Annotated in this window: 17 protein-coding genes; 3 read left to right on the top strand and 14 right to left on the bottom strand. The window is 68.8% G+C overall.

Annotation, left to right across the window (positions count from 1 at the left end; genetic code table 11):
• Positions 1–163: 163 nt before the first annotated feature.
• Positions 164–664, bottom strand: coding sequence for a DM13 domain-containing protein (locus ACIA8G_RS39780; RefSeq protein WP_396423951.1), 501 nt, complete (start codon positions 662–664; stop codon positions 164–166).
• Between the two features lie 106 nt (positions 665–770).
• Here ACIA8G_RS39780 and ACIA8G_RS39775 point away from each other — a divergent pair, with 106 nt between their 5' ends.
• Together ACIA8G_RS39775 and ACIA8G_RS39770 are read left to right on the top strand one after the other, a co-directional pair.
• The gene (locus tag ACIA8G_RS39775; protein ID WP_396423950.1) at positions 771–1,121 is read left to right on the top strand and encodes a hypothetical protein; all 351 of its coding nucleotides are present in this window, start codon (positions 771–773) and stop codon (positions 1,119–1,121) included.
• Positions 1,122–1,258: 137 nt separating this feature from the next.
• Positions 1,259–1,645: a hypothetical protein gene (locus ACIA8G_RS39770; protein WP_396423949.1), complete on the top strand. Its 387-nt coding sequence runs from the start codon at positions 1,259–1,261 to the stop codon at positions 1,643–1,645.
• 77 nt (positions 1,646–1,722) lie between these two features.
• Here the strand turns inward: ACIA8G_RS39770 and ACIA8G_RS39765 are convergent, their stop codons facing one another.
• A complete protein-coding gene (locus tag ACIA8G_RS39765) occupies positions 1,723–2,742 on the bottom strand; it encodes a LacI family DNA-binding transcriptional regulator (protein WP_396423948.1) in 1,020 nt (339 codons plus the stop codon).
• An 83-nt stretch (positions 2,743–2,825) separates the two neighbouring features.
• Positions 2,826–3,848, bottom strand: coding sequence for a GNAT family N-acetyltransferase (locus ACIA8G_RS39760; protein ID WP_396423947.1), 1,023 nt, complete (start codon positions 3,846–3,848; stop codon positions 2,826–2,828).
• 72 nt (positions 3,849–3,920) lie between these two features.
• On the opposite strand from ACIA8G_RS39760, the gene ACIA8G_RS39755 reads away from it, so the two are divergent.
• On the top strand, positions 3,921–5,120 hold the full coding sequence (locus ACIA8G_RS39755) for an esterase-like activity of phytase family protein (RefSeq protein WP_396423946.1): 1,200 nt from the start codon (positions 3,921–3,923) through the stop codon (positions 5,118–5,120).
• An 88-nt stretch (positions 5,121–5,208) separates the two neighbouring features.
• Here ACIA8G_RS39755 and ACIA8G_RS39750 read toward each other — a convergent pair whose 3' ends face one another.
• The 11 genes from ACIA8G_RS39750 to ACIA8G_RS39700 form a co-directional block, all read right to left on the bottom strand.
• Positions 5,209–6,630, bottom strand: coding sequence for a GH1 family beta-glucosidase (locus tag ACIA8G_RS39750; protein ID WP_396423945.1), 1,422 nt, complete (start codon positions 6,628–6,630; stop codon positions 5,209–5,211).
• Positions 6,631–6,634: 4 nt separating this feature from the next.
• Positions 6,635–7,459: a carbohydrate ABC transporter permease gene (locus tag ACIA8G_RS39745; protein WP_396423944.1), complete on the bottom strand. Its 825-nt coding sequence runs from the start codon at positions 7,457–7,459 to the stop codon at positions 6,635–6,637.
• Between the two features lie 2 nt (positions 7,460–7,461).
• Positions 7,462–8,361: a carbohydrate ABC transporter permease gene (locus ACIA8G_RS39740; RefSeq protein ID WP_396423978.1), complete on the bottom strand. Its 900-nt coding sequence runs from the start codon at positions 8,359–8,361 to the stop codon at positions 7,462–7,464.
• Positions 8,362–8,438: 77 nt separating this feature from the next.
• Entirely contained in the window at positions 8,439–9,701 is a 1,263-nt protein-coding gene (locus ACIA8G_RS39735; protein ID WP_396423943.1) for an extracellular solute-binding protein, read from the bottom strand.
• A 462-nt stretch (positions 9,702–10,163) separates the two neighbouring features.
• A complete protein-coding gene (locus ACIA8G_RS39730) occupies positions 10,164–12,680 on the bottom strand; it encodes an ABC transporter permease (RefSeq protein WP_396423942.1) in 2,517 nt (838 codons plus the stop codon).
• A 7-nt stretch (positions 12,681–12,687) separates the two neighbouring features.
• Positions 12,688–13,440 (bottom strand): ABC transporter ATP-binding protein, encoded by a 753-nt coding sequence (locus ACIA8G_RS39725; protein ID WP_396423941.1) that lies wholly within the window; start codon positions 13,438–13,440, stop codon positions 12,688–12,690.
• Between the two features lie 119 nt (positions 13,441–13,559).
• Positions 13,560–16,547 (bottom strand): helix-turn-helix transcriptional regulator, encoded by a 2,988-nt coding sequence (locus ACIA8G_RS39720; RefSeq protein ID WP_396423940.1) that lies wholly within the window; start codon positions 16,545–16,547, stop codon positions 13,560–13,562.
• An 11-nt stretch (positions 16,548–16,558) separates the two neighbouring features.
• Positions 16,559–16,714 carry a hypothetical protein gene (locus ACIA8G_RS39715; RefSeq protein WP_396423939.1) on the bottom strand — a complete coding sequence of 52 codons (156 nt, stop codon included), beginning with the start codon at positions 16,712–16,714 and terminating at the stop codon, positions 16,559–16,561.
• Positions 16,715–16,851: 137 nt separating this feature from the next.
• Entirely contained in the window at positions 16,852–19,686 is a 2,835-nt protein-coding gene (locus ACIA8G_RS39710) for a BTAD domain-containing putative transcriptional regulator (RefSeq protein ID WP_396423938.1), read from the bottom strand.
• Positions 19,687–20,004: 318 nt separating this feature from the next.
• A complete protein-coding gene (locus tag ACIA8G_RS39705) occupies positions 20,005–20,187 on the bottom strand; it encodes a DUF397 domain-containing protein (RefSeq protein WP_396423937.1) in 183 nt (60 codons plus the stop codon).
• Between the two features lie 32 nt (positions 20,188–20,219).
• Positions 20,220–21,068: a helix-turn-helix domain-containing protein gene (locus ACIA8G_RS39700; protein WP_396423936.1), complete on the bottom strand. Its 849-nt coding sequence runs from the start codon at positions 21,066–21,068 to the stop codon at positions 20,220–20,222.
• Between the last annotated feature and the right edge of the window lie 86 nt (positions 21,069–21,154).

Below are 21,154 nucleotides of genomic sequence, written 5' to 3'. Positions count from 1 at the left end.
GAGTTGGAGCCGCGTCACCGCCGGCGAAGGCCCACCCAGTGAGCCGTGCTCCTTGCCAATGGGGCATCCGCCCGCCCACCGGCAAGGGACGATGGTGTTGCGTCCTGTTCTTCACGCTATGTGGTCTAGACCAGGAAAGTCAATAGCGCGAAAAGAGCAGCGGTCAGGTTTGTTCCAGCGGCGCCACCGCGAAACCCGCGGAGAACCGCTGACACCAGATCACGACACTCCGAATGGCGGACAGGTCCACGCCGGCGGGAATTTCGTACACCTGGTCGCCACGATTTCCCTTCAACTTGCCAAGACTGGTGAATCCCTGACCAAATGTTTTCTCGGACGAGCCCGAAGCGTGCGGCGAGAGGTAAACGTACAGGTCAGGGCCGTCACTGGTGGCCAGCGACGCGAACTGGACCGAATGCCCGCCGCCGGGGAGTTTGATGAGGCTCGCCTTACCGGTGGTGGCGTGTTCAAGTGAGCGCCACTCACCTGTCGCGACCTCTTCCGGCGTTTCGGCCGGAGCCGGCGCGGGCGTTCCGGCAGATGCACCAGAGGAAGTCGTGGACGTTGCCACGGGTCCGGCAGGCACGAGCAACGCGTCGTGCGTTTCGCGGACCGTGAACAGTCGCCACGGCTGGAACAGGTACAACCCGACCCCGAGCGCCACGACCAGGACGACGGCGACGGGAATCAGGAATCGGCGATGCGGCATACCGAAAATACTGGGGCAAACCGTGCCGAAAAGACCTTACGGAGTTGTTAGGGTCGCTGCCGTGGCGACGCAGGCGAGGATCGGCCAGGCCGTGCTCGGTGTCCTGATGGTCGGCTGCGCTCTGTCGGGCCTCTTCCCCAGACCGGTGCCACTGCTCTTCGCCGTCGCCGCGATCGGCACGGCCAACGCCGCGTTCCCGTTGATGCGCGTGTTCGGCTCGGCTCTGCTGGGCGGCGTCGCGGCCTCGAGCATCGCGCTGTCGACCGTCCCGTTCGTGACGTGCTCCTCGGAACGCTTCACCGAGGTGTTCACCTGCTCGGGTGACGCTCCGACGTGGCATTTGACCGGAACCGTGCTGGTGGCAGGCCTTTCTGGTGCCAGTTTGGTCCTTGCCCGGATCACAGTTCAGTGACAGCGATCACTCAACCGGGGGCGTCAAGGCGCCGATAAGGCAAGCAGGTGAGCGTTCTCCTGCGACCGGCCTTCCGGGTAATCTGCCGAGGAGCGTAATCGCCTGACTTCCAACCGTGAGCATTGAGGAGGACTGCTGTGCGCGCACTGTGGGCCGCAGGTGGCTCCGCTGTGCTCGGGTCCGCGTTGCTCGGGGTGCTGGTCGGCATGGCGATCCACGGTGTCGGCGACGAAGATCCGCTGAGCCGGACACCCGCCTCCAGCTGGGTCACCTCGACCTCGAACACCCCGGCGAGCTCGACCGAGAGCTCCGCCCCGAGCAGTGCACCGCCGAGCAGCACCAGCAGCTCGGCACCGAGCACGCAGCAGACGCCGAAGAAGACGACCCCACCGCCGGCCGCGACGAACCCCGAGCCGCCACCACCGCCGAACCCGCCGGCGACGGCCACGCCCACGTCGTCCGGGTGGCCGTGCAGCCCGCTCAACCCGCTGCCGCCGCCCACCTGCAAGAACCTGAGCCCCTGAGCCCGCCTGCAACTTTTGGCGCGAAAAGCACGTTCGGGCCGTCTAGCGGCACCAACGTGCTTTTCGCGCCAAGTCGCTCAGGCCGACTCGCGCCGCACCAGCGTCGTGGGCAGCATCTGCTTCTTGGTCTTGACGGTCTCGTCGCGCAGCAGCTTCATCAGGTGCTCGACCATGTGCTTGACCTGCTCGTCCGAGTCCTGCCGCACACTGGTCAACGGCGGTGAGGTGTGCTCGGCGATGGCCACGTGGTCGTCGAAGCCCACGACCGCGACGTCCTGCGGCACCCGCTTGCCCGCCTCGTGCAACGTCTCCAGCGCACCGGCGGCCATGAGGTCCGACGCCACGAACACGGCGTCCAGCGAAGGCATCTTCGCCAGCAGCGAGGACATCGCCTTGCGACCGCCCTCGCGCGTGAAGCCACCGTCCTCGGTCAGCTTCGCGGCGGCCTTGTCGTCGAGGTTGAGCGCCGACTTGAAGCCGTTCAGGCGGTCGATCGCGGACAGCTCGTCCAGCGGACCGGACACGTGCACGATCTTCTTGCGGCCGAGCGACTTGAGGTGCGCGGTGGCGAGCACGGCGCCGCCCTCGTTGTCGTTGTCGACGAGGTGCATGCCGCGCAACGATCCCCAGGGCTTGCCGGCGTAGACCACCGGCAGCGCCAGCTTCTTCACCACGGCGACGAGCTCGTCGTTGCGGTGCGGCGCGAACACCAGCGCACCGTCGACGTGCCCGCCCGCGAGGAAGCGGTGAGCGCGCGCCTGGTCGTCCGACGAGTGCACGAGCATGAGGACCATCTGCACGTCGACGTCGGCCAGCGCGCGGGCACCCGCGCGGATCAGGCGGGCGAAGTGCGGGTCGTCGAAGATCTTGGGCTCGGGCTCGGAGAACAGCACGGCCACGGCGCCGGTGCGGCGGGTCACCAGTGCTCTGGCGGCGCGGTTCGGCTGGTAGCCCAAGGCGAGCACGGCGGCGTTGACCGCTTCCAGTGCCTCAGGACTGACCCGCGGCGACGCGTTCAGCACTCGTGACGCCGTGGCACGGGAGACCCCAGCCCTCGCGGCCACGTCCTCCAACGTCGGACGCGCGTGGTTGGACACGAGCCACCAACTCCTCGATGAAAACCTTTGAGTCGCTGGTCAGCTTAGCGGGAAGCGATCTCCGCGGAGTGTCTACGCGCTGTTCATCGTGTTTTTTCAGCAACATCCGTTGTAATCGGCGCCATCTGAGCACGCCCGCGCGGCTCGATCGACACCCGCAGGAGGCCGTCCTCCCGGCGTGTCGTGGTCGCCAGACCGGCCGCCGCAGCGGTCCGCACCAGCGCGTTCTCCGATGGCAGGCACCACGCGACGAGCTCGGTGAACCCGGCGGCACGGGCGTCCGCGGCCAGTGCGCCGAGCAGTGCCGTGCCGACGCCACGGCTCTGCCACGCATCCTCGACCAGCAGCGAAACTTCGGCGCAGTCCGGCGTGCCGGTGTGGATGAGCTGTCCCAGCGCCACCACCTGGTCCGCGCACTGGGCGAGGATCGTGGTGCCGCGCGGCGGGTTGAGCAACCGGTGCAGCCAGCGGCGCGGCACGGTGCGCATGCCGGAGTGGTAGCGGTTGAACAGAGTCCTCATGGAACAACGGGTGTGCAGACCGGCCACCGCGTCCTCGTCCGCGTTCGTGCCCGGCCGCAGAACCAGTGCCACACCGTCATTGCTGAGCATGCCTCGCATCGCGGGCGCCGGTGCGTCGAGCAGATCGAGCAGGGCCTGCGCCCGCGCGAGTTCGACCTGGGTGAATCTGGACCAGCCGCGCCGCGCCACCATGTCGCCGAGCTGCGCCTGATCGTCAACCGCCTCGCCGTAGGTCACCGAGTCCGCCGCCAGCACCTGGCGCAGTGCTTCGGGAGTCCTGTTCGGATCGGTCAGCGCCATCTTGGCGGCACGCAGCACCGCCGTCGGTTCGTCGACGAGATCACGCACGTCCGCCCTGGTGATGCCCGCGCACTTGCCGCCCTCGCTGCGGATGGCCTCGACGAGGTCCGCGGGCAGGACACCCTCCGCCGCCTGCACGACGATCTCGTCCAGCACTCCGCCGGGAACGGGGATGACGTGCAACGCGAGGACGTTGCAGCCGGCGTCGGCCAGCCGGATGGTGACGCGGGCGAGCGCGCCGGGGCTGTCGCTGAGTTCGAAGCGCATGCGCCAGGTCGTCGTCATGTCTCCAGAATTCCTCGAACCTGTTGCCTGAATGCGAACTGCGGGTAAAACGATCCGCATTAGGGTTCGTGCATGAGGAGAACACTGGCTGTAGGGCTCACCCTGCTCACCGTCACGGCGCTGGCCACACCCACCACGGCCGCGCCGGACACGGCCCGCCAGCAGAAGCCCAAGCAGGCGACGCTGACGAACTTCGCCTTCCTGCCGGCCGTGACCTTCCTGCCCGGCAGCGAGCCGAGCGGCGCGGCACTGGGGACGAACCCGATCAACGGGGTCACGCCGCCGTTCGCCGACCAGCCGATCCAGGGCTTCAGCGGTCTGGTCCGCAACAGCGACGGCACGTTCGACGCCATCTCCGACAACGGCTACGGCACCAAGGCCAACAGCGCGGACTTCCTGCTGCGGATCCACCGCATCGCCCCGGACTTCAAGTCGGGCAGCGTCGACGTGCTCGGCGGCATCACGCTGACCGACCCGAACGGCCACATCCCGTTCCCGATCACCAGGCAGGACCGGGTGATCACCGGCGCGGACATCGACATCGAGTCGATCACCCGGGGCGCGGACGGCAGCTACTGGATGGGTGACGAGTTCGGCCCCTACCTGCTGCACTTCGACCGCGCCGGACGCCTGCTGGCGCCGCCCGCCCCGCTGCCCGGCGTTCGCGCACCGGAGAACCCCGCCGGCAACCCGAACATCGGCGGCAGCAAGGGCTTCGAGGGCATCACCCTCTCCCCCGACGGCAAGAAGATCAACGCGCTGCTCGAGGGCACCGTCGCCGGCGACACGCCGGGAACGTTGCGCCTCAACGAGTTCGACATCGCCTCGAACACCTTCACCGGCACCACGTGGCGCTATCAGCTGGAGGACCCGAACTTCGCGATCGGTGACGCCATCGCCGTCGACAACAACCGGCTGCTGATCATCGAACGCGACAGCGCGCAGGGTGCCGACGCGATCGTGAAGCGCGTCTACCTGGCGGACAAGCGGGACCGCGACTCCGACGGCAAGCTCGACAAGACGATGGTCGCCGACCTGCTGAACCTCGCGAACCCGAAGCACGTCGGCGGGCAGGCCGACCCGTTCAAGTTCCCGTTCGTCACGATCGAGGACGTCACGATCCTCGACGACCGCACGATCGCGGTGCTCAACGACAACAACTTCCCGTCGTCGTCGGGCCGCACGCCGGGCAAGCCGGACAACAACGAGTTCATCACCATCAGGCTCGCGGACAACCTGCACGCCGACCCGCGCGTGCTGCGTCGCCGCTGACCAGGCCGGGAACAAGAGAGCGCTCTCACCTGCGGGCAGAAGTATCCGCAGGTGAGAGCGCCAGGCCCCCTCGGCCCGATCTGGTGAGCTAAACGGGGTAACCGCGTGCGGGCAGGCCGTTGCGCCCGATGATCCGGGACAACGCCACCGCGCTCTCCTTGACGGTCCGCCGCTGCGTCTCGAAGTCGACGTGCACGATCCCGAACCGCTGCGAGTACCCGGCCGCCCACTCGAAGTTGTCGAGCAACGACCACGCCAGGTAGCCGCGGATGTCCGCACCCTGCGAGATCGCCTTGTGCACCGCACGCACGTGGTCGAACAGGTACTTCGTCCGCTCGACGTCCACCACGCGGCCCACCGGGTCCACCACGTCCGGGAACGCGGACCCGTTCTCGGTGACCACCAGCGGAATGCCCGCGGAGTCGCGGGACAGCCGCACCAGCAGCTCGGTGAACGCGTCGGCGTTCTGCTCCCAGCCGAACCCGGTCAGCTCGCCGCGCGGCGGCTGCAGCGTGACGCCGCGCAGGCCCGCGTGCGGACCGGACGGCACGTGGTCCGGGTCGGCCGGCGCGACGCGGGTCGGGTTGTAGTAGTTCACGCCGATCCAGTCGACCGGGGTCGCGATGGTCTCCATGTCACCGTCGCGCACCACGTTCGTCCAGTCGCCCAGCCACGTCGTGTCCTGCAGGACGTCCAGCGGGTAGCCGCGGCCGAGGACCGGGTCGAGCAGGATGCGGTTCTGCAGGCCGTCGACCTTGCGCACGGCCTCCAGCTCGGCCTCCGAGTCACCGTCCGCCCACACCGTGCTGAAGTTCAGCACGATCGAGAGCCGGTGCGACTCGGGTGCCTGTGCCCGGATCGCCTGGGTGGCGAGGCCGTGCGCCAGCAGCAGGTGGTGCGCCGCCTCGAGGGACGCGACCGCGTCGGTGATGCCCGGCGCGTGAATCCCGTTGCCGTAGCCCAGGAACGCGGACACCCAGGGCTCGTTCAGCGTCGTCCAGGCCTGGACCCGGTCACCGAGCCGTTCATGCACGAGGGCGGCATAATCGGCGAAGCGGAAGGCCGTGTCGCGGTTGCGCCAGCCACCGAAGTCCTCCAGGACCTGCGGCAGGTCCCAGTGGTACAGCGTCACCAGCGGCTGGATGTCCTTCTCCAGCAACGAGTCCACCAGGCGGTCGTAGAACGCGAAGCCGCGTTCCTCCACCGCGCCGCTGCCGCTCGGCTGGATCCGGGGCCAGGCGACGGAGAACCGGTACGCGGCCAGTCCCAGTGACGCCATCAGGTCGACGTCGGCCTCGTACCGGTGGTAGTGGTCGCAGGCCGGCTCGCCCGTGTCGCCGGCCAGCACCTTGCCGGGCGTCGCCGCGAACGTGTCCCAGATCGACGCACCGCGACCGTCCACTGTGGTCGCGCCTTCGATCTGGAACGCCGCGGTCGCTGCTCCCCACAGGAAGTCCGGCGGGAAGGTCAGCACCTCCTGCTCGACCTCGACGTCCGAATCGGTCGTCATTCACTCATCCCTTCACCGCGCCCTGCATGATGCCGCCGACGATCTGGCGCGACAGCAGGACGAAGATCGCGATCACCGGCAGCACCGCGATGGAGGCGCCGGCGAGCATCAACGAGTAGTCGGTGTAGTAACCACTGGCCAGCGTCGACAGGGCGACCTGGACCGTCGGGCTGTCGTTGGGGTCCAGCACGATCAACGGCCAGAAGAAGTCGTTCCACGCGGTCATGAACGTGAACATGCCCAGCACCGCCGCCTGCGACCGCACGGCGGGGAAACCGACGTGCCAGAACGTCCGCAGCACCGAGCACCCGTCGACGCGGGCCGCCTCGATCAGCTCGTACGGAACCGTTTCCTCACAAGCCTGGCGCATCCAGAACACCGCGAACGACCCGATCAGCACCGGTACGATCACCGCCTGCAGCGTGCCGTACCAGTCGAGGTCGGACATCAGCATGTACAGCGGGATCACGCCGAGCTGCGTCGGCACCATCGCGGTGCCCAGCACGAGCAGGAACAGCGAGTCGCGTCCCTTGAACCGCAGCCGTGCGAACGCGAAGCCGGCGAGCGACCCCAGCACGACGTTGGAGATCGCCACCGTCGACGCGACGACGAACGAGTTCTGCATCGCGAGCCAGAAGTCGACGGTGTCGAAGACGCGGGTGATGTTCTCGACCAGGTTGCCGCCGGGAATCAGCGGCGGCACCTTCTCGCCGAGGACCGAGTTGTCCTTCGACGCCACGATGAACGAGTAGTACAGCGGGAACACCGACGCCGCGAGCACGGCGACCAGGAACCCGTAGAGCAGCGGTCCTGCCTTCGCGTTCTTCATGATCACCCCTTGCCCGCGATGCGTCGCGTCAGCGTGAAGTTGACGATCGCGACCAGCAGGACGACCAGGAACAACATCCACGCGACGGTGGCCGCGTAGCCGGCGTCGAACAACCGGAAGCCCTTCTCGTACATGTAGAGCACCAGCGTCTGGAACTGCCGGTCGGAGCCACCGGTGGAGTTGTTGGCGGCGAACCCGGGGTCGAACAACGCGGGCTCGGCGAACAGCTGCAGACCGCCGATCGTCGAGGTGACGACGGTGAACAGGATCGTCGGCCGGATCGACGGCACGGTGATCGACCAGAACATCCGCCAGCGACCCGCACCGTCCAAAGTGGCCGACTCGTACATGTCCTTCGGCACCGACTGCATGGCCGCCAGGTACAGCAGCGCGTTGTAGCCGGTCCAGCGCCACATCACCATGGTGGACACCGCGAGGTGCGACGCCCACGTCTCCGCGCGCCAGTCGATCGGATCGATCCCGATCAGGCCGAGCAGGAAGTTCACGATGCCGAAGTCGCGGCCGAAGAACTGCGCGAACACCAGTGCCACCGCGGCGACCGAGATGACGTTCGGGAGCAGCACACCAGCCCGCCAGAACGCGCTTCCGCGCAGGCCCCGGTCCAGCAGCGCCGCGAGGCCGAGTGCGGCCAGCAGCTGGGGCACCGTCGAGAGCACGAACAGACTCAGCGTGTTGAACAGCGCGTTCCAGAACTTGGCGTCGCCGAACAGCTCGACGTAGTTGGCGAGACCGACGAATCCCTGGTTGCCGTCGATCAGCTGCCAGTCGTGCAGCGACACCCACGCCGTGTACACCAGCGGGTAGAGCCCGAAGATCCCGAACACCAGGAAGAACGGCGCGATGATCAGGTACGGCGTGTACTTGGCGTCCCAGCGGCTCAGCCCGAGCTTCGGAGTCTTCGGCGGAGAAGAAGGAACCGAGGCGGCCGGAGCCGCCTCGGTCACAGTGCGCAGAGCCGTCACTTGGCGGCGTCCGTCGCTTCCTTCAACGCCTGCGTCCACGCCTCCGCCGCGGGCTGCTTGCCCTGCTCAACACGCGTGAGAGCGGTGGCGAAGACCGGTCCGACCTTCGAGTCCTTCGTACCGCGGTAGGTCGGCTTCAGCGACTCCGCCGAGGTGGCGAAGATCTGGCCGACCGGCGCCTTGTTGAAGTACTCGTTGACCGTGGCCTGGACCTCGGCGTCCTGGTAGACCTTCGGCTGGCTGGGCAGGTTGCCGGTCTCCTTGAAGATCCGCTTCTGCTGCTCGGGAGCCGTCAGCCACTTGATCAGCTCGTACGCCTCCTTGGGGTGCGCACCCTGCTTCGGGATCGCGAGGAACGAGCCACCCCAGTTGCCGCCGCCACCGGGCGCCGTCGTCACGTCCCACTTCCCGGCCGCCGCGTCGCCGGCACCCGCCTTGATCAGCGCGAGCGCCCAGGCCGGGCAGGTGGTGGTGGCGAACGAACCCTGCTTCAGCGCGACGTTCCAGTCCTGGCTGAACGGCTCGAGGGCACCGGTCTGCTGCTTGGTGCCGAGCGCCGCCGCCGTGTCGAACGCCGTCTTGACCTTGTCGTTCTTCTCCGCGATGTACGAGTCGTCCTTCGCGAAGTAGCCCTCCTCGGTCTGGTCGAGGATGGCCTTGTAGACGTTGCGACCGGTGTCGACGAACTTCACGTTCGGCGTCTTGGCCGTGAACTGCTCAGCGACCTTCGAGTAGTCCGCCCACGTCGGCCACAGCTTCGCGACCTCTGCCCGGTCGGTCGGCAGGCCGGCCGCCTCGAACAGGTCGCGCCGGTAGCAGAGCCCGAGGCTGCCCATGTCCGTGCCCAGCCCCAGCACGAACTCACCGCCGTCAGCCGTGCCCTGGTTCCACTTCCAACCGGCCCACTGGTCCTTGAGGTCCTTCGCCCCGTACTCGGCGAGGTTCACGAACTTGTCCTTGGAGGCGCGGAACTGGCTGACCACGCCCTCCTCCAACGCCACGATGTCCGCGGCACCACGCCCACCGGCGAGCTGAGTCGCCAGCTGGGTGTTGTGCTGCTCCATCTTGACCTTGCGCTGCTCGATCTTGATGTTCGAGTGTGAGGCCTGGTACTCCTCGATGAGCTTGTCGTACCCAAAGTCGGAGAACAGGCCCAGCGACAGCTCGATCTTGCCATCGGCCTCGGAACTCCCGCCGCATCCTGCGGCCAGAACCATCACGAGGGTCGCAGCGACGCTGCCGACCAGCCTTCTGCTCATCCGTCCTCCTCGACGGCGCCTACAACGGCGCTGGTAACTGTGATGAGAGCGCTCTCACACTCAACCGATGAGGCGCGGGTGTCAAGCGGTCGACATCGTTCCGTAACTTTGTGGAGACAGGCAACAAAAACCTGTGCCGGAACGGCGAGCGTCTCGGTTGGACCCGTCCGAAGGCAGGCCGCAAACGCTGAGAGGGACGACCGGGCCCTCGCTCCGGTCGTCCCTCACCCCAGGTAGAGGGGCCGGCGGGCCAAAAGTGACGCGCGCCCCCGAAGATTTTCGCCGACTTCCGGTTGAGGCGCCGATTCGGCGGGTAGCGAATTTCATCCTTTCGTGGAAAACAGCGGAGGCCCGGCGCCCCGACAGCACCGGACCTCCGCCCATCCCCCGGTCGTGCGGCCCCTGTTCCGCACGCCCGACCCTCCCGAGCAGGCTCCCGACGGCCTGCCCGGGCAGGGTGTCCTACGCCTCCGCCATGCCCGCGACCACCGAGTTCCTGGCCGCCCGGCGTGCGGGCAGGGCAGCGGCGATGATCGCCGCGACCACGGCCAGCGCGAGCATGATCCCGATCTGGCCGTACGGGACGGCGAAGCTGATCCGGAACTCCGAGTTGGAGAGCGCCTCGACCAGCAGCCACCCGAACCCGGCGCCGAGCAGCACGCCCACGACCGCGCCGATCAGGGCCATCAGGATCGACTCGACCACCAGCATCAGCCGCAACTGGCCCCTGGTCAGGCCCAGGGCCCTCAGCAGGGCGGACTCGCGGGTCCGTTCCAGCACCGAGAGCGTCAGCGTGTTCGCGATGCCGAACAGGGCGATGATCAGCGCCAGGCCGACGAGGGCCCAGATGAACAGCAGGACCTGGTCGATCTGCGCGTTCAGCTCGGCCTTGGTCTCGGCTGCGGAGTTCAGCACCGCCACCGGCGAGGTCGCGATGACCCGCTCCAGGTCGGCTCGCGCCACCGTGATGTCGGTGCCGGGCGCGAGCTTGACCAGCAGCTTCTGGTAGCCCTTCTGAGGCTCCTTCAGCAGCGCGTTCGCCGAGTTCAGCGTGACGATGCCGGTGCCGTAGCTGTTGTCCTTGATCAGCGCGACGACCTTGAAGTCCTTGCCGCTGATCGTGAGCGTGGAGCCCACGGTGAGGCCGGCCGTCTTGGCGTCCTTCTCCCGCATGCCGATCTCGTTGTCCTTGAGCCCGCTCAAGGAGCCGCTGGTCGTCTCCGGGCGCACCAGGGAACCGATCGCGTCGGCCGGGTAGCCGGTGACGTCGGCGAACTCGAGCTTGTCGGACTCGCCGTACGCGGTGACCACGGGCGCGATCTTCGCGACGTTCTTGACCTTCGCGAGCTCGTCGGTGAACTTCTGGGTCAGCGGCTGGCTGTAGACGTTCGACGTGACCTCGTAGTCGGCCGGGAACCGCTTGTCGACCTGCTCCACCATGGTCGCGCGGCCACTGCCCGCCACCACGGAGACCATGGCGATGATCGTGACGCCGATCATCAGCGCCGCCGTGGTCGCGGCCGTGCGCTTCGGGTTGCGACCCGCGTTGGCCGAGGCCAGCTTCGACGGAACGCCGCGCAGCGCCTTGCCGAACAGGCGGTTCACCACCGGCACGTAGAGCGGGCCGAGCAGCAGGACCGCGAGCAGCAGCACCATCGTGCCGCCGCCGGTGATGAAGAGCGCGGGCTCTTCCTTCTCCTGCTGCATGCCGAAGTAGACGGCGGCGCCGCCGATCAGCGCGATCAAGGTCGCGACGGCGATCCTCACCTTGCCGGTGCGGGCGACGTCGTCGTGGCTGTCCGGCTGCGAACGCAGGGCGGCCACCGGGGCGACCCGCGTGGCGCGGCGAGCGGGCAGCACAGCCGAGAGCACGGTCACGAGGACACCCACACCGAAGCCGGCGGCGATGGTCACCCACGAGATCGGCAGGCGGATCTGGGCGTCTTCGCCGCCGGGGCCGCCGACCGTGCTGATCAGGGCCTGCAAGCCGGCCGAGACGCCGAGCCCGCCGAGGATGCCGAGCACCGAGGCCACAAGGCCCATGAAGACCGCTTCTGCCAGCACGCTGCGGAACACCTGCCCGCGGTCCGCACCGACGCAGCGCAGCAGCGCGAGCTCCTTCGTGCGCTGGGCGACGAGGATGGTGAAGGTGTTGTAGATGACCATGGCCGCGACGACCAGCGAGATCGCGGCGAACGCGAGCAGGAACGTCTTGATCTCGCTCGCGGCGTCACCGACCTGGGCCAGCGTCTCCTGGGTCAGCTGCTCACCGGTCTGCACCTGGTAGCCGGAGCCGACGGCCTTGCTGATGTTGTCGACGAGCTGCTGCTGGGACACGCCGGCCTTCGCCACGGCCACGATCTCGTAGACCCGGTGGTCAGGGACGAGCGCGCGCAGGCCTTCCTGCGACAGCACGACGTGGTCGCTGCCGGACATCGAGCTGCTGCCCGCACCCTGCTGGTAGGTGCCGACGATGGTGTACGTGTGCTCGGCGTCGTCCTTGTCGAGCAGCTTGAGCTTGTCACCGATCTTGAGCTTCGCGATCTGGGCGGTCTTGTTGTCGATCGCGGCCTCGTCGGCCTTGACCGGGAACTTGCCGTCCTTGAGGTTGAAGTCGCGCAGCTTCTCCATCGTCGGCAGCGGCTGGACGAGCGCGTTGCGCGCCTTGCCGTCACCGCCGAGCAGCGCCACGTTGGCGAACTCACGCGCGTCCGCGCCCTCGACGCCCGGCGTGTTGCGGATCTTCTGCAGGAGATCGGCCGGGATGCCCTTCTCCCGCTCGGGGCTGTTCTCCGCGAGGTGCACCGCCGCGTCGACGTTGCGGGCGCTGCGGGCGAAGTTGTCCCTGGTCTGCTCCCCGACCGCGTCGCCGAGCACGAGCGTGCCCGTCACGAACGCGACGCCGAGCGCGATGGCGATGCTGGACAGCACCAGCCGCGCCGTGCGGGCACGCAGGCCCGCAAGGATGGTCTTCAGCATCTTTACCTCACGCCCCCAGGTGCGTGAGCGCGTTGACGACGGACTCGGTGGTCGGCTGGTGGATCTCACCGGCGAGACGGCCGTCGGCGAGCAGCACCACGCGGTCCGCGTAGCTCGCGGCCACCGGGTCGTGCGTCACCATGATCACGGTCTGGCCGAGCTTGCGCACCGACATGCGCAGGAAGTCGAGGACCTCGGCGCCACTGCGGGAGTCAAGGTTGCCGGTCGGCTCGTCCGCGAAGATGACCTCGGGACGGGCGACGAGCGCACGGGCACACGCCACGCGCTGCTGCTGGCCACCGGACAGCTCGGTCGGACGGTGGGTCAGGCGGTCGCGCAGGCCCAGGACGTCGACGATCGTGTCGAACCACTGCCGGTCGGGCTTGCGGCCGGCGAGCTCGAGCCCGAGCAGGATGTTCTGCTCGGCGGTCAGCGTCGGCAGCAGGTTGAAGGCCTGGAACACGAAGCCGACGCGGTCGCGGCGCAGCTTGGTCAGGTCCTTGTCGCTGAGCTTGGTGATCTCGGTCTGTCCGATGTGGATCGCGCCGCCGTTCACCGTGTCCAGTCCCGCGAGGCAGTGCATCAGCGTGGACTTGCCGGAGCCGGACGGGCCCATGATGGCGGTGAAGCGGCCGGCCTGGAAGGCGACGTCGATGCCGTCGAGCGCCCGCACCGCGGTGTCACCCTTGCCGTAGACCTTCACCAGGTTGTGGGCCGCCGCGGCGGTCCGGGTGCCGACCTCGGACACCAGTGCAGACATGTGGCTTGCCTTCCTCACAGGGGATGTTCCTTGATGAGGAAGAAGCTATTTCGAGGCTTTGTGCGCGGACATCAACTCCGCGACGCGTTGCACATCAGCCTGAGGTATGACAACCGGCGCTATTCCAGCAGACCCCGGTCGTACGCGATCGCCACGGCCTCTGCCCGTCGTCCCGCCCCCAGCTTGGCCATGATCCGGGAAAGGTGCACGGAAACGGTCTTCTCGCTGATGTACAGCTCCTCGCCGACCTCGCGGTTCGTGCGCCCGGCCGCGACGAGACCGAGCACCGCGCGTTCGCGCGGGGTGAAGAGGTCGACCTGCTCGCGGGCCGGCTCGTCCGCCCTGAGGGTGATGCGGGCCCGCTTGGCGCACGCCGCCACGGCCTCGGCGAGCGGCACGGCACCCAGCCTGGTCGCCACCTCGTCGGCCTGGCGCAGCTGATCGGCCGCCTCGTCGCGGTGGCTTTCTTTGGAGTCCGCGCCGAGCAACGCCTCCGCCAGCCGCCACCGGCACAGTGCCTGCTCGAAGACGAGCCCGTAGGCGAACCCGTCGACCGCCTCCCGCCACAACCGCGGGTCGCCGGACCCGGTCAGCCTGGACTCCTCCGCCAGTGCGCGGGCCAGCCAGCCGCGGCCCTCCGGACCGAGGGTGCCGGTGCGCGGGACGCCGTTCTCCGCCGTGAGCCTGACGTGTTCGGCGAGCTTGTGCCCCAGTTCGACGGCCTTCGTCTCCGCCTCGGCGTCACGCTTGCGACGTGCCTTCGCCGCGAGGTCTGCGTACCCGGCGACGCCGATCGCGCCGATCCGGATGTCCGCGAGCACCCACGGCCCGCCGAGCTTGCGGGTCCACTCCAGCGCGTCCGCGACCCGTTCGACCGCGAGTTCCGGCCGGCCGCGCCAGAGCGCGAGCTCACCGCCGGTGCCGCCGGTGATCAGCGCGATCTGGGTGTCGCGGTGCCAGTCGCTGCGCAGCTTGGTGATCATCCGCTCGGACGCGGCCAGATCACCGCGCGAGACCGTGAGGTGCGTGCTGGCGGCGGTGAGGCGCGCGAGAACCGTGGAGGACACGGACATCCCCGGCGGCTCGCTCGCCCACTCCGCGTACGCCCAGTCGCCGAGGTAGTAGTGCACGAGGACCTGCAGGATGCGGACTTCCAGGCCGAACATGCTCCAGGTCAGGCCGGTCTCCTGGGCGCGGTCGCCCGCCTGCCGGAAGACCCGGGCCGCCTCGGCCAGCTCGCCCGAGTCGTAGTACATCAGGCCGAAGTAGTACCAGGCGCGCAGCTCGGTGTTGACCGCCCCGACCTCGCGGGCGACCTCGATCGCGCGCTCAAAGCTCGTCCTCGCCTCGTCGTGGCGGTCGGCGTAGTCGTCGAGAAGACCGAGCGTGCCCAGCGCGTCCGCCACGGCTCCCGGCGCGTTGACCTGCCGGCCGTCCTCGATGGCGAGCTCGGCGAACTTCCGTGCCTCCTCGCCTCGCCTCTGCTGACGCAGCAACGACGCCATGCCGGCGAGCACGCGGGCCCTGGTCGGGCTCGGCTCGCGGTCGCGCATCAGCTCCCACGCCCTGGTCGCGACCTGGTGGTGTTCCTGCTCGTTGCCGTCGAGAACCGACAACGCCTGAGCGAGCCTGAGCAGCACCTCGGCCGCTTCCTCCGGCGACTGGCCGTCCAGAGCCTTCTTCGCGCTGCGACCGAACGCGACGGCCCGCTCCGGCTGCCCGGCCGTGCCCGCGACCCAGGAGGCCCTGCGGAGCAACGTCGGTTCGTCCACATCGGACGGACGGTTCGCCTCGGGCACGGCTGTCCACAGGTTGAGCGCCTTTTCCAGGTGCTGCAACGACTCCGCGGGCGCACCGGCCCGTTCGGCCTCGCGGGACGCCTTGATCGACGCAGTCAGGGCCTGGGCCAGGTCGTGGCTCTGGAAGGCGTGGTGAGCCAGTGCCGCGGCGGCACCGCGTTCGTCCAGGTGCTCGGCGATGTGGCGGGCGTACGCGGCGTGCAGCCGCACGCGTTCGCCCGGCAGCAGATCGCCGTAGACGGCTTCCCTGAGCAGGGCGTGCCGGAAGATGTAGACCTCGTCCTCGTTCACGACGAGCAGGTGGTGCTGGACGAGCTCGCGCAACGCGGTGTCGAGCGCGATGTCCGCCATGCCCGCGACCTCGCGCAGCCGGTCGTGGCGGACCCTGCGGCCGCGGACACTGGCCACCCGGACCACGTGCTGCGCTTCGGGGCTCAGGCTTTCGACCCGGCTGAGGAGCACGTCCGCCAGCGCCGAGGGCAACGACTTCTCGTCGCACGTGGCCACCGCGATCAGTTCCTCGGCGAAGAACGCGTTGCCCTCCGACCGTTCCGCGACCTGCTGAACCACGTCTTCCGGGAGGTCGTCGCTGAGGGCTTCGACGAACGTGCGGGCGTCCGCGGCGTTGAACGGGGTGAGGTCGAGGCGTTCCACCGCGGAGAGCCGGACCAGCTCGGACAGCAAGGGGCGCAACGGATGGCTGCGGTGCAGGTCGTCCGCGCGGTAGGTGCCGACGATCAGGATCTTCTGGGAACGCAGGCGGGACAACAGGAATGACAGCAGGTACCGCGTCGAGGCGTCCGCCCAGTGCAGGTCTTCCACGACCAGCAGCACGCGCTGCTGCTCGGAGAGGTCGGTGAGAAGCCCCAGCACGGCGTCGAACAGCTGGAGCTGTCCGACGTCCTGCTCGGGCCTGCGACCGGGGATGAGGCTGGGGGCGATCATGCCCTCGGTGCCGGGTTCGCGTTCCGCCGGAAGTTGCAGCTGGGGCAACAGCATCGCGAGCGCCGGGCGGCTCGCCACATCGCTCTTGAGCGCCCCCAGCGCTCCCAGTGCTTCGGCGAAGGGCAGGTAGGGCAGGCCGGTCTCGCCCGCGTCGAGGCACCGTCCCATGAGGACCAGCGTGTCCTCGGCGCTGGCCGCGAGTTCGTCGATCAGGCGGGTCTTGCCCACGCCCGCGTCGCCCGCCAGGAGGATCGCGCCCGCGGTGCCGTCCCCTGCCTGTGCCAGTGCGGCCCGCAACCGGCGCAGCTCGCGGTCGCGGGCGACCAGCGGGATTCCGGAACCCAGGCGTGCCACGAGTGGCATGCTCGCACAAGTCATGCTTTGGTGCTGCCGGGTTTCTTCGTCGTGGGATGGATCACGCGGCTGATCCACGACGGCGCGCGGTTGTTCGATCGCTGCCAGTTGCACCTGGCGGCGTCGCGTCGGTAGTCGACTTCTGCCTTGATCGCTTCGAGGGTCCATTCCGTCATGACCACGAGGTTCGTCCTGAGGCCTCACCTCAGGCATCAGGCGATCACGCAGCTCTGCCCCGCGAACCCCTTACCCCCGGCTGTCCGGGCGTCTGCAAGTACCACCAACAGCGAGCTGGCGGTACTTGCAGACGCCATCAGCCAACCGACACCGCGCGTGCCCGAGCCAGCCGGGCGCGGATGCCGTCCGCCTCAGGCGCCCCCAGTTCGGTGAACAGCGCGAGCGCCCGTTGCCAGTGCGCCGCCGCCCCCGCCGCCCCGAGCCGGTCGAACACCACTGCCAGCCGGTCGTGCGCCAACGCCTGGTGGTAGGGCGACACCGCCTCGCACGCCACCGCGAGCGCCGTGCGGGCCGAGGACAGCGCGTTCTCGTTGTCCCCCGTCTCCAGCAGGGCCGTGGACAGGTCGACGTGGCACGCCGCCTCGCCGCACTGTTCGCCGACCTCGTGGTACATCCGCAGGGCGACGCGGAGCCACGGCATGGCGTCGTCGAAGCGCTGGGTCGTCAGGTAGAGCAGGCCCAGGTGGTGGTGCGCGTTGGCCTCCGCCCACTTCGAGCCGGCGATCCGCGAGATCTCCATGGCCTCGCGGTAGTGGATCTCGGCCTCCTCGGACCGGCCGAGGTCCTGCAGCGTGCCGGCGACGGTCGTCAGGGCGCGGGCCTGCTGATGAACGTCTCCCTTGCGGCGGGCCACTTCCAGGGCGCCGCGCTGGGCGTGCAGGGCTTCGTCGTAGCGCTCGAACTGCAGCAGTGCCACGCCGAGGTTGAACTGCATGACGAAGCGGGCGTCGTCGTCGTTCAGGGCGATGGCGGCCTGCAGGGCGGCCTCGGTGATGCGCAGGGAGGTCTCGCGCTCGGTGCGCAGCCAGAGGTAGCGGGACAGGGTGTAGGGCAGCTGCCAGGCGTGCACGTGCCAGTCGAACGACGAGGCGTGCTCGGTGGCGGCGATCAGGTTCGCGCGCTCGGCGTCGAACCAGGCCATCGCGTCGGCCGCGCCCGACAACGTTGGCACATGGGCAGGGCGGTGCTCGGGGGCCACGACCACGCTGCCCCGGTTGATCGGCAGCATGCCGTCGGCGAGGTCCGCGCAGTGCAGGTAGTAGTCGAGCATCCGGCCGGTGGCGCAACGGCGTTCGGGCTCGGACAGCTCACCGGCGAGGGTCTTGGTGTAGACGCGGATCATGTCGTGGGCCACGTGGCGGCCCGGTTCGCTGACCGACAGCAGGTTCGCGGCGGTCAGGGCGTCCAGAGCGCGTTGGGCGTCCAGCAACGCCACGTCGCCCATCGCGGCGACCACGTACGAGGTCAGGTCCGCGCCGGGGTGCAGGCCGATGATCGCCAGCAACCGGGCGGGCAACGACGGCAGCGCGCGGCGTGAGGCGTCCAGAGCGGCTCGTACGGTGCCCTCACCGTCCTCCAGACCGAGTGCGGCCAGGCGCCCCTGCTCGTCCTGCAGCTCCTCCACCAGCTCGGCCACGCGCAATCGTGGGGCCACGGCGAGACGCGCCGCCGCGATGCGCAACGCCAGGGGCAGGCCGTCGCACAGCTCGGCGAGTTCGCGCAGCGCGTGGGCCTCGATGTCCGAACGACCGGCGATGCGGCCCAGCACGTCGACGGCGGCGTCGGGGTCGAGCATGTCGAGCTCGATCAGCTTCGCCTCGACCTGGGCGACCAGGCCCACGAGGCGGCGGCGTGATGTCACCACGACGCACGACGGCGCGCCCGGCAGGAGTGGCAGCAGATCGGCCGAGGTGCGCACGTTGTCCAGCATCACGAGCATGCGGCGGTCTGCCAGCAGGGTCCTCAGCAAGGCCGACCGTTCGTCGACGGACACAGGGGTGTCGCCGGCCGGAACGCCGAGAGCGCGCAGGAACCGGTTGAGCACCTCGCCGATCTCCAGCGGCTCCCGGTTCGGGTCGTAGCCGTGCACGTCGACGTAGAGCTGGCCGTCCGGGAACTCCTCGCGCACCCGGTGTGCCCAGTGCAGGGCCAGCGCGGTCTTGCCGACACCCGCGGGACCGGTCACCAGCAACACCGGGCCGTCGTGCTTGTGCAGCTGCGAGTCCATGTACGCCAGCTCGGCGTCCCGGCCGACCAGCGCGATGGGCGCGCGGGGCAACTGCGCGGGCACCGTCACCGGCGCGGGTTCGGGTGCGGAGGCCTGGTGCGGCACGCGGACCGGTGCGCGTTCCGGTTCAGGACTCTCGCCGGCCAGCACCGCCTGGTGCACCCGCCGCAGCTCCGGCCCCGGTTCGACGCCGAGCTCGTCGATCAGCACGCGGCGGGCCTCGCGATAGGCGGCCAGCGCCTCGGCCTGCCGGCCCGCCTGGACCAGCGCCCGCATCAGCAGCCCGTGACCGCGTTCCCGCAACGGGTGCTCGACGACCACGGAACTGAGCTGCGAGACCAGCTCCGGCCCCTGCCCGATCGCGAGCCCCAGTTCGGCGCGTTCCTCCAGCACCGCGAGCCGGCGTTCCACCAGACGGCCGCGTTCGACGTCGCAGAACAGTCCCGAGACGCCACCCAGCGGCTCGGCGCGGAACAGGGCGAGGGCGTCGTCCAGCTCGACCGCGGCACCGGCGGGATCACCGGTCGCCCGCAAGCGGTTCGCAAGCAGCACCTGACGTTCGAACACGTCGAGATCCAGTGCGCCAGGTTCGACGCGCAGCAAATAGCCGTCACCGACCGATGTCAGCAACTCGGCCGGAGCCCGGCGGGCGCGCTGCGGCTCCAGTGCGCGGCGCAGCCCGGCGACGTAGGTCTGGACCAGATTGACGGCGCTGGAGGGCACGTTGTCGCCCCAGACCGCCTCGATGATCTGCCCCCGGCTCACCGGGGTGTTGCGCGCGAGCAGCAGCACCGCGAGCACGGCACGTTGCTTCGCCGCCCCGAGATCTACGTCGTGACCTGCGCGAACGACCCGGAGAAGGCCGAGAACCTCGAACCGCAGGGGCTCCTCGCCGAGTGTCACCGATCTGTCCTTCGCCTGGTGGCCACCTGGAGCTTGAAGATCACTTCAGTCGGGCTCCAGTCGTGCTGTAGAAGGCATTCTTACGCTTAGCGTGTCCAACCAACCACAGACGGCGAGATCAACGGAAACGGAGATCGAGCAGTCGGTACAGGTTGGACCGGACAGCGGAACACCCGCTGCTCCCCATGATCGACGTGGGTCGGCCGGCGTGCAAGGGGCATCCAGCCCGCGGCGGCGGAACGCCGGCCGGCCCACGTCCCCTTACACGAGAAGGCCCCGGCCAGGGGAAACCTGGCCGGGGCCTTCTGCTTGTGCCGATCAGCCGACGAACGCGCCGGTCTTCGCCGCGGCGAGGAAGGTGTCCCATCCGGCGCCGCCGAAACTCAGCCGCGCCCCGTCCGCGTTCTTGCTGTCACGCACAGCCGCGCCTGATGAGACGAGCGCGATCTCCACGCACTCGGGCCCACCGGCGGACGACCGGCTGCTCTTGCGCCAACGCAAGCTTTCCACTGTCTGTTCACTCCCGGTCGCAGTCACGCGAGAGTGCGAGCGATCTCAGTGATCAGGGTTGCCGATTCCCTCGGGTTCAGGGCGGATTTCACCAGACGCTCGAACATCTCGGCGTACCAATGGACGTCTGATTGTTGCTCCAGATAGACGCCGCTCCTAGTGCTTTCGATGTATACCACGTCGGGGTCGAGCTGCTCGGGGAAGCTCAAGATGACGAACGGCCCGTCCATCGCAGCATGACCACCGGCGCTGAACGGCACGACCTGCATCGTGACGTTCGGCAGTGCACCGACCTCGAGAAGACGCGCCATCTGCACGCGCATCACCTCGGCGCCGCCGACGAGCCTGCGCAGGGCCGCCTCGTCGATCACGACGTGCAGGCGCAACGGGTCGTCTTCGCTCAGCAGAGCCTGTCGCGCCTTGCGCAACCGGATCCGCCGGTCGATCTCCGCCGTGCTCGCTTCCGGGAGCACCTGGGAGATCAACGCCCTCGTGTACACCTCACACTGCAGCAGGCCGGGGATCATGAGCCCCTGGTAGGTCCTGATCAAGTCGGCGTCGGCCTCGTACCCGACGTAACGGCCGGGCACGATGTCACCGAACTCGTCCCACCACGCCTTGCGGCGGGCTTCCCTTGCCAGCTGGACCAGTTCGTCGAGGGTGGCGGAGTCCGCACCGTAGGCCGTGAGCATGTCCCGCACATCCCGCGGGCTCACCCCCACGCGCCCTGTCTCGATGCGGCTGATCTTGGAGGCCGAGCACTCCAGGCGCTCGCCCACCTCCTCGATCGTCAGCTCGGCCGCTTCGCGCAGTCGCCTGAGCTCACTGATGAGCCGGCGCTTGCGCAGGGTCGGGCTGCTACCCCGTGGCATCCACACCTCCTGGTCCCGTCTCAGTTTGAGAGCAAAGGAGGAAGCCGCAAAGGGACGTCATCCATTCGTGTACTGCAACTTGCAGA

The sequence above is a fragment of the Lentzea sp. NPDC051213 genome (assembly GCF_044455585.1).
Taxonomy (GTDB): domain Bacteria; phylum Actinomycetota; class Actinomycetes; order Mycobacteriales; family Pseudonocardiaceae; genus Lentzea.
Note: the sequence above shows the minus strand (reverse complement) of the source record. Positions and strands in the feature narration are given on the sequence as shown.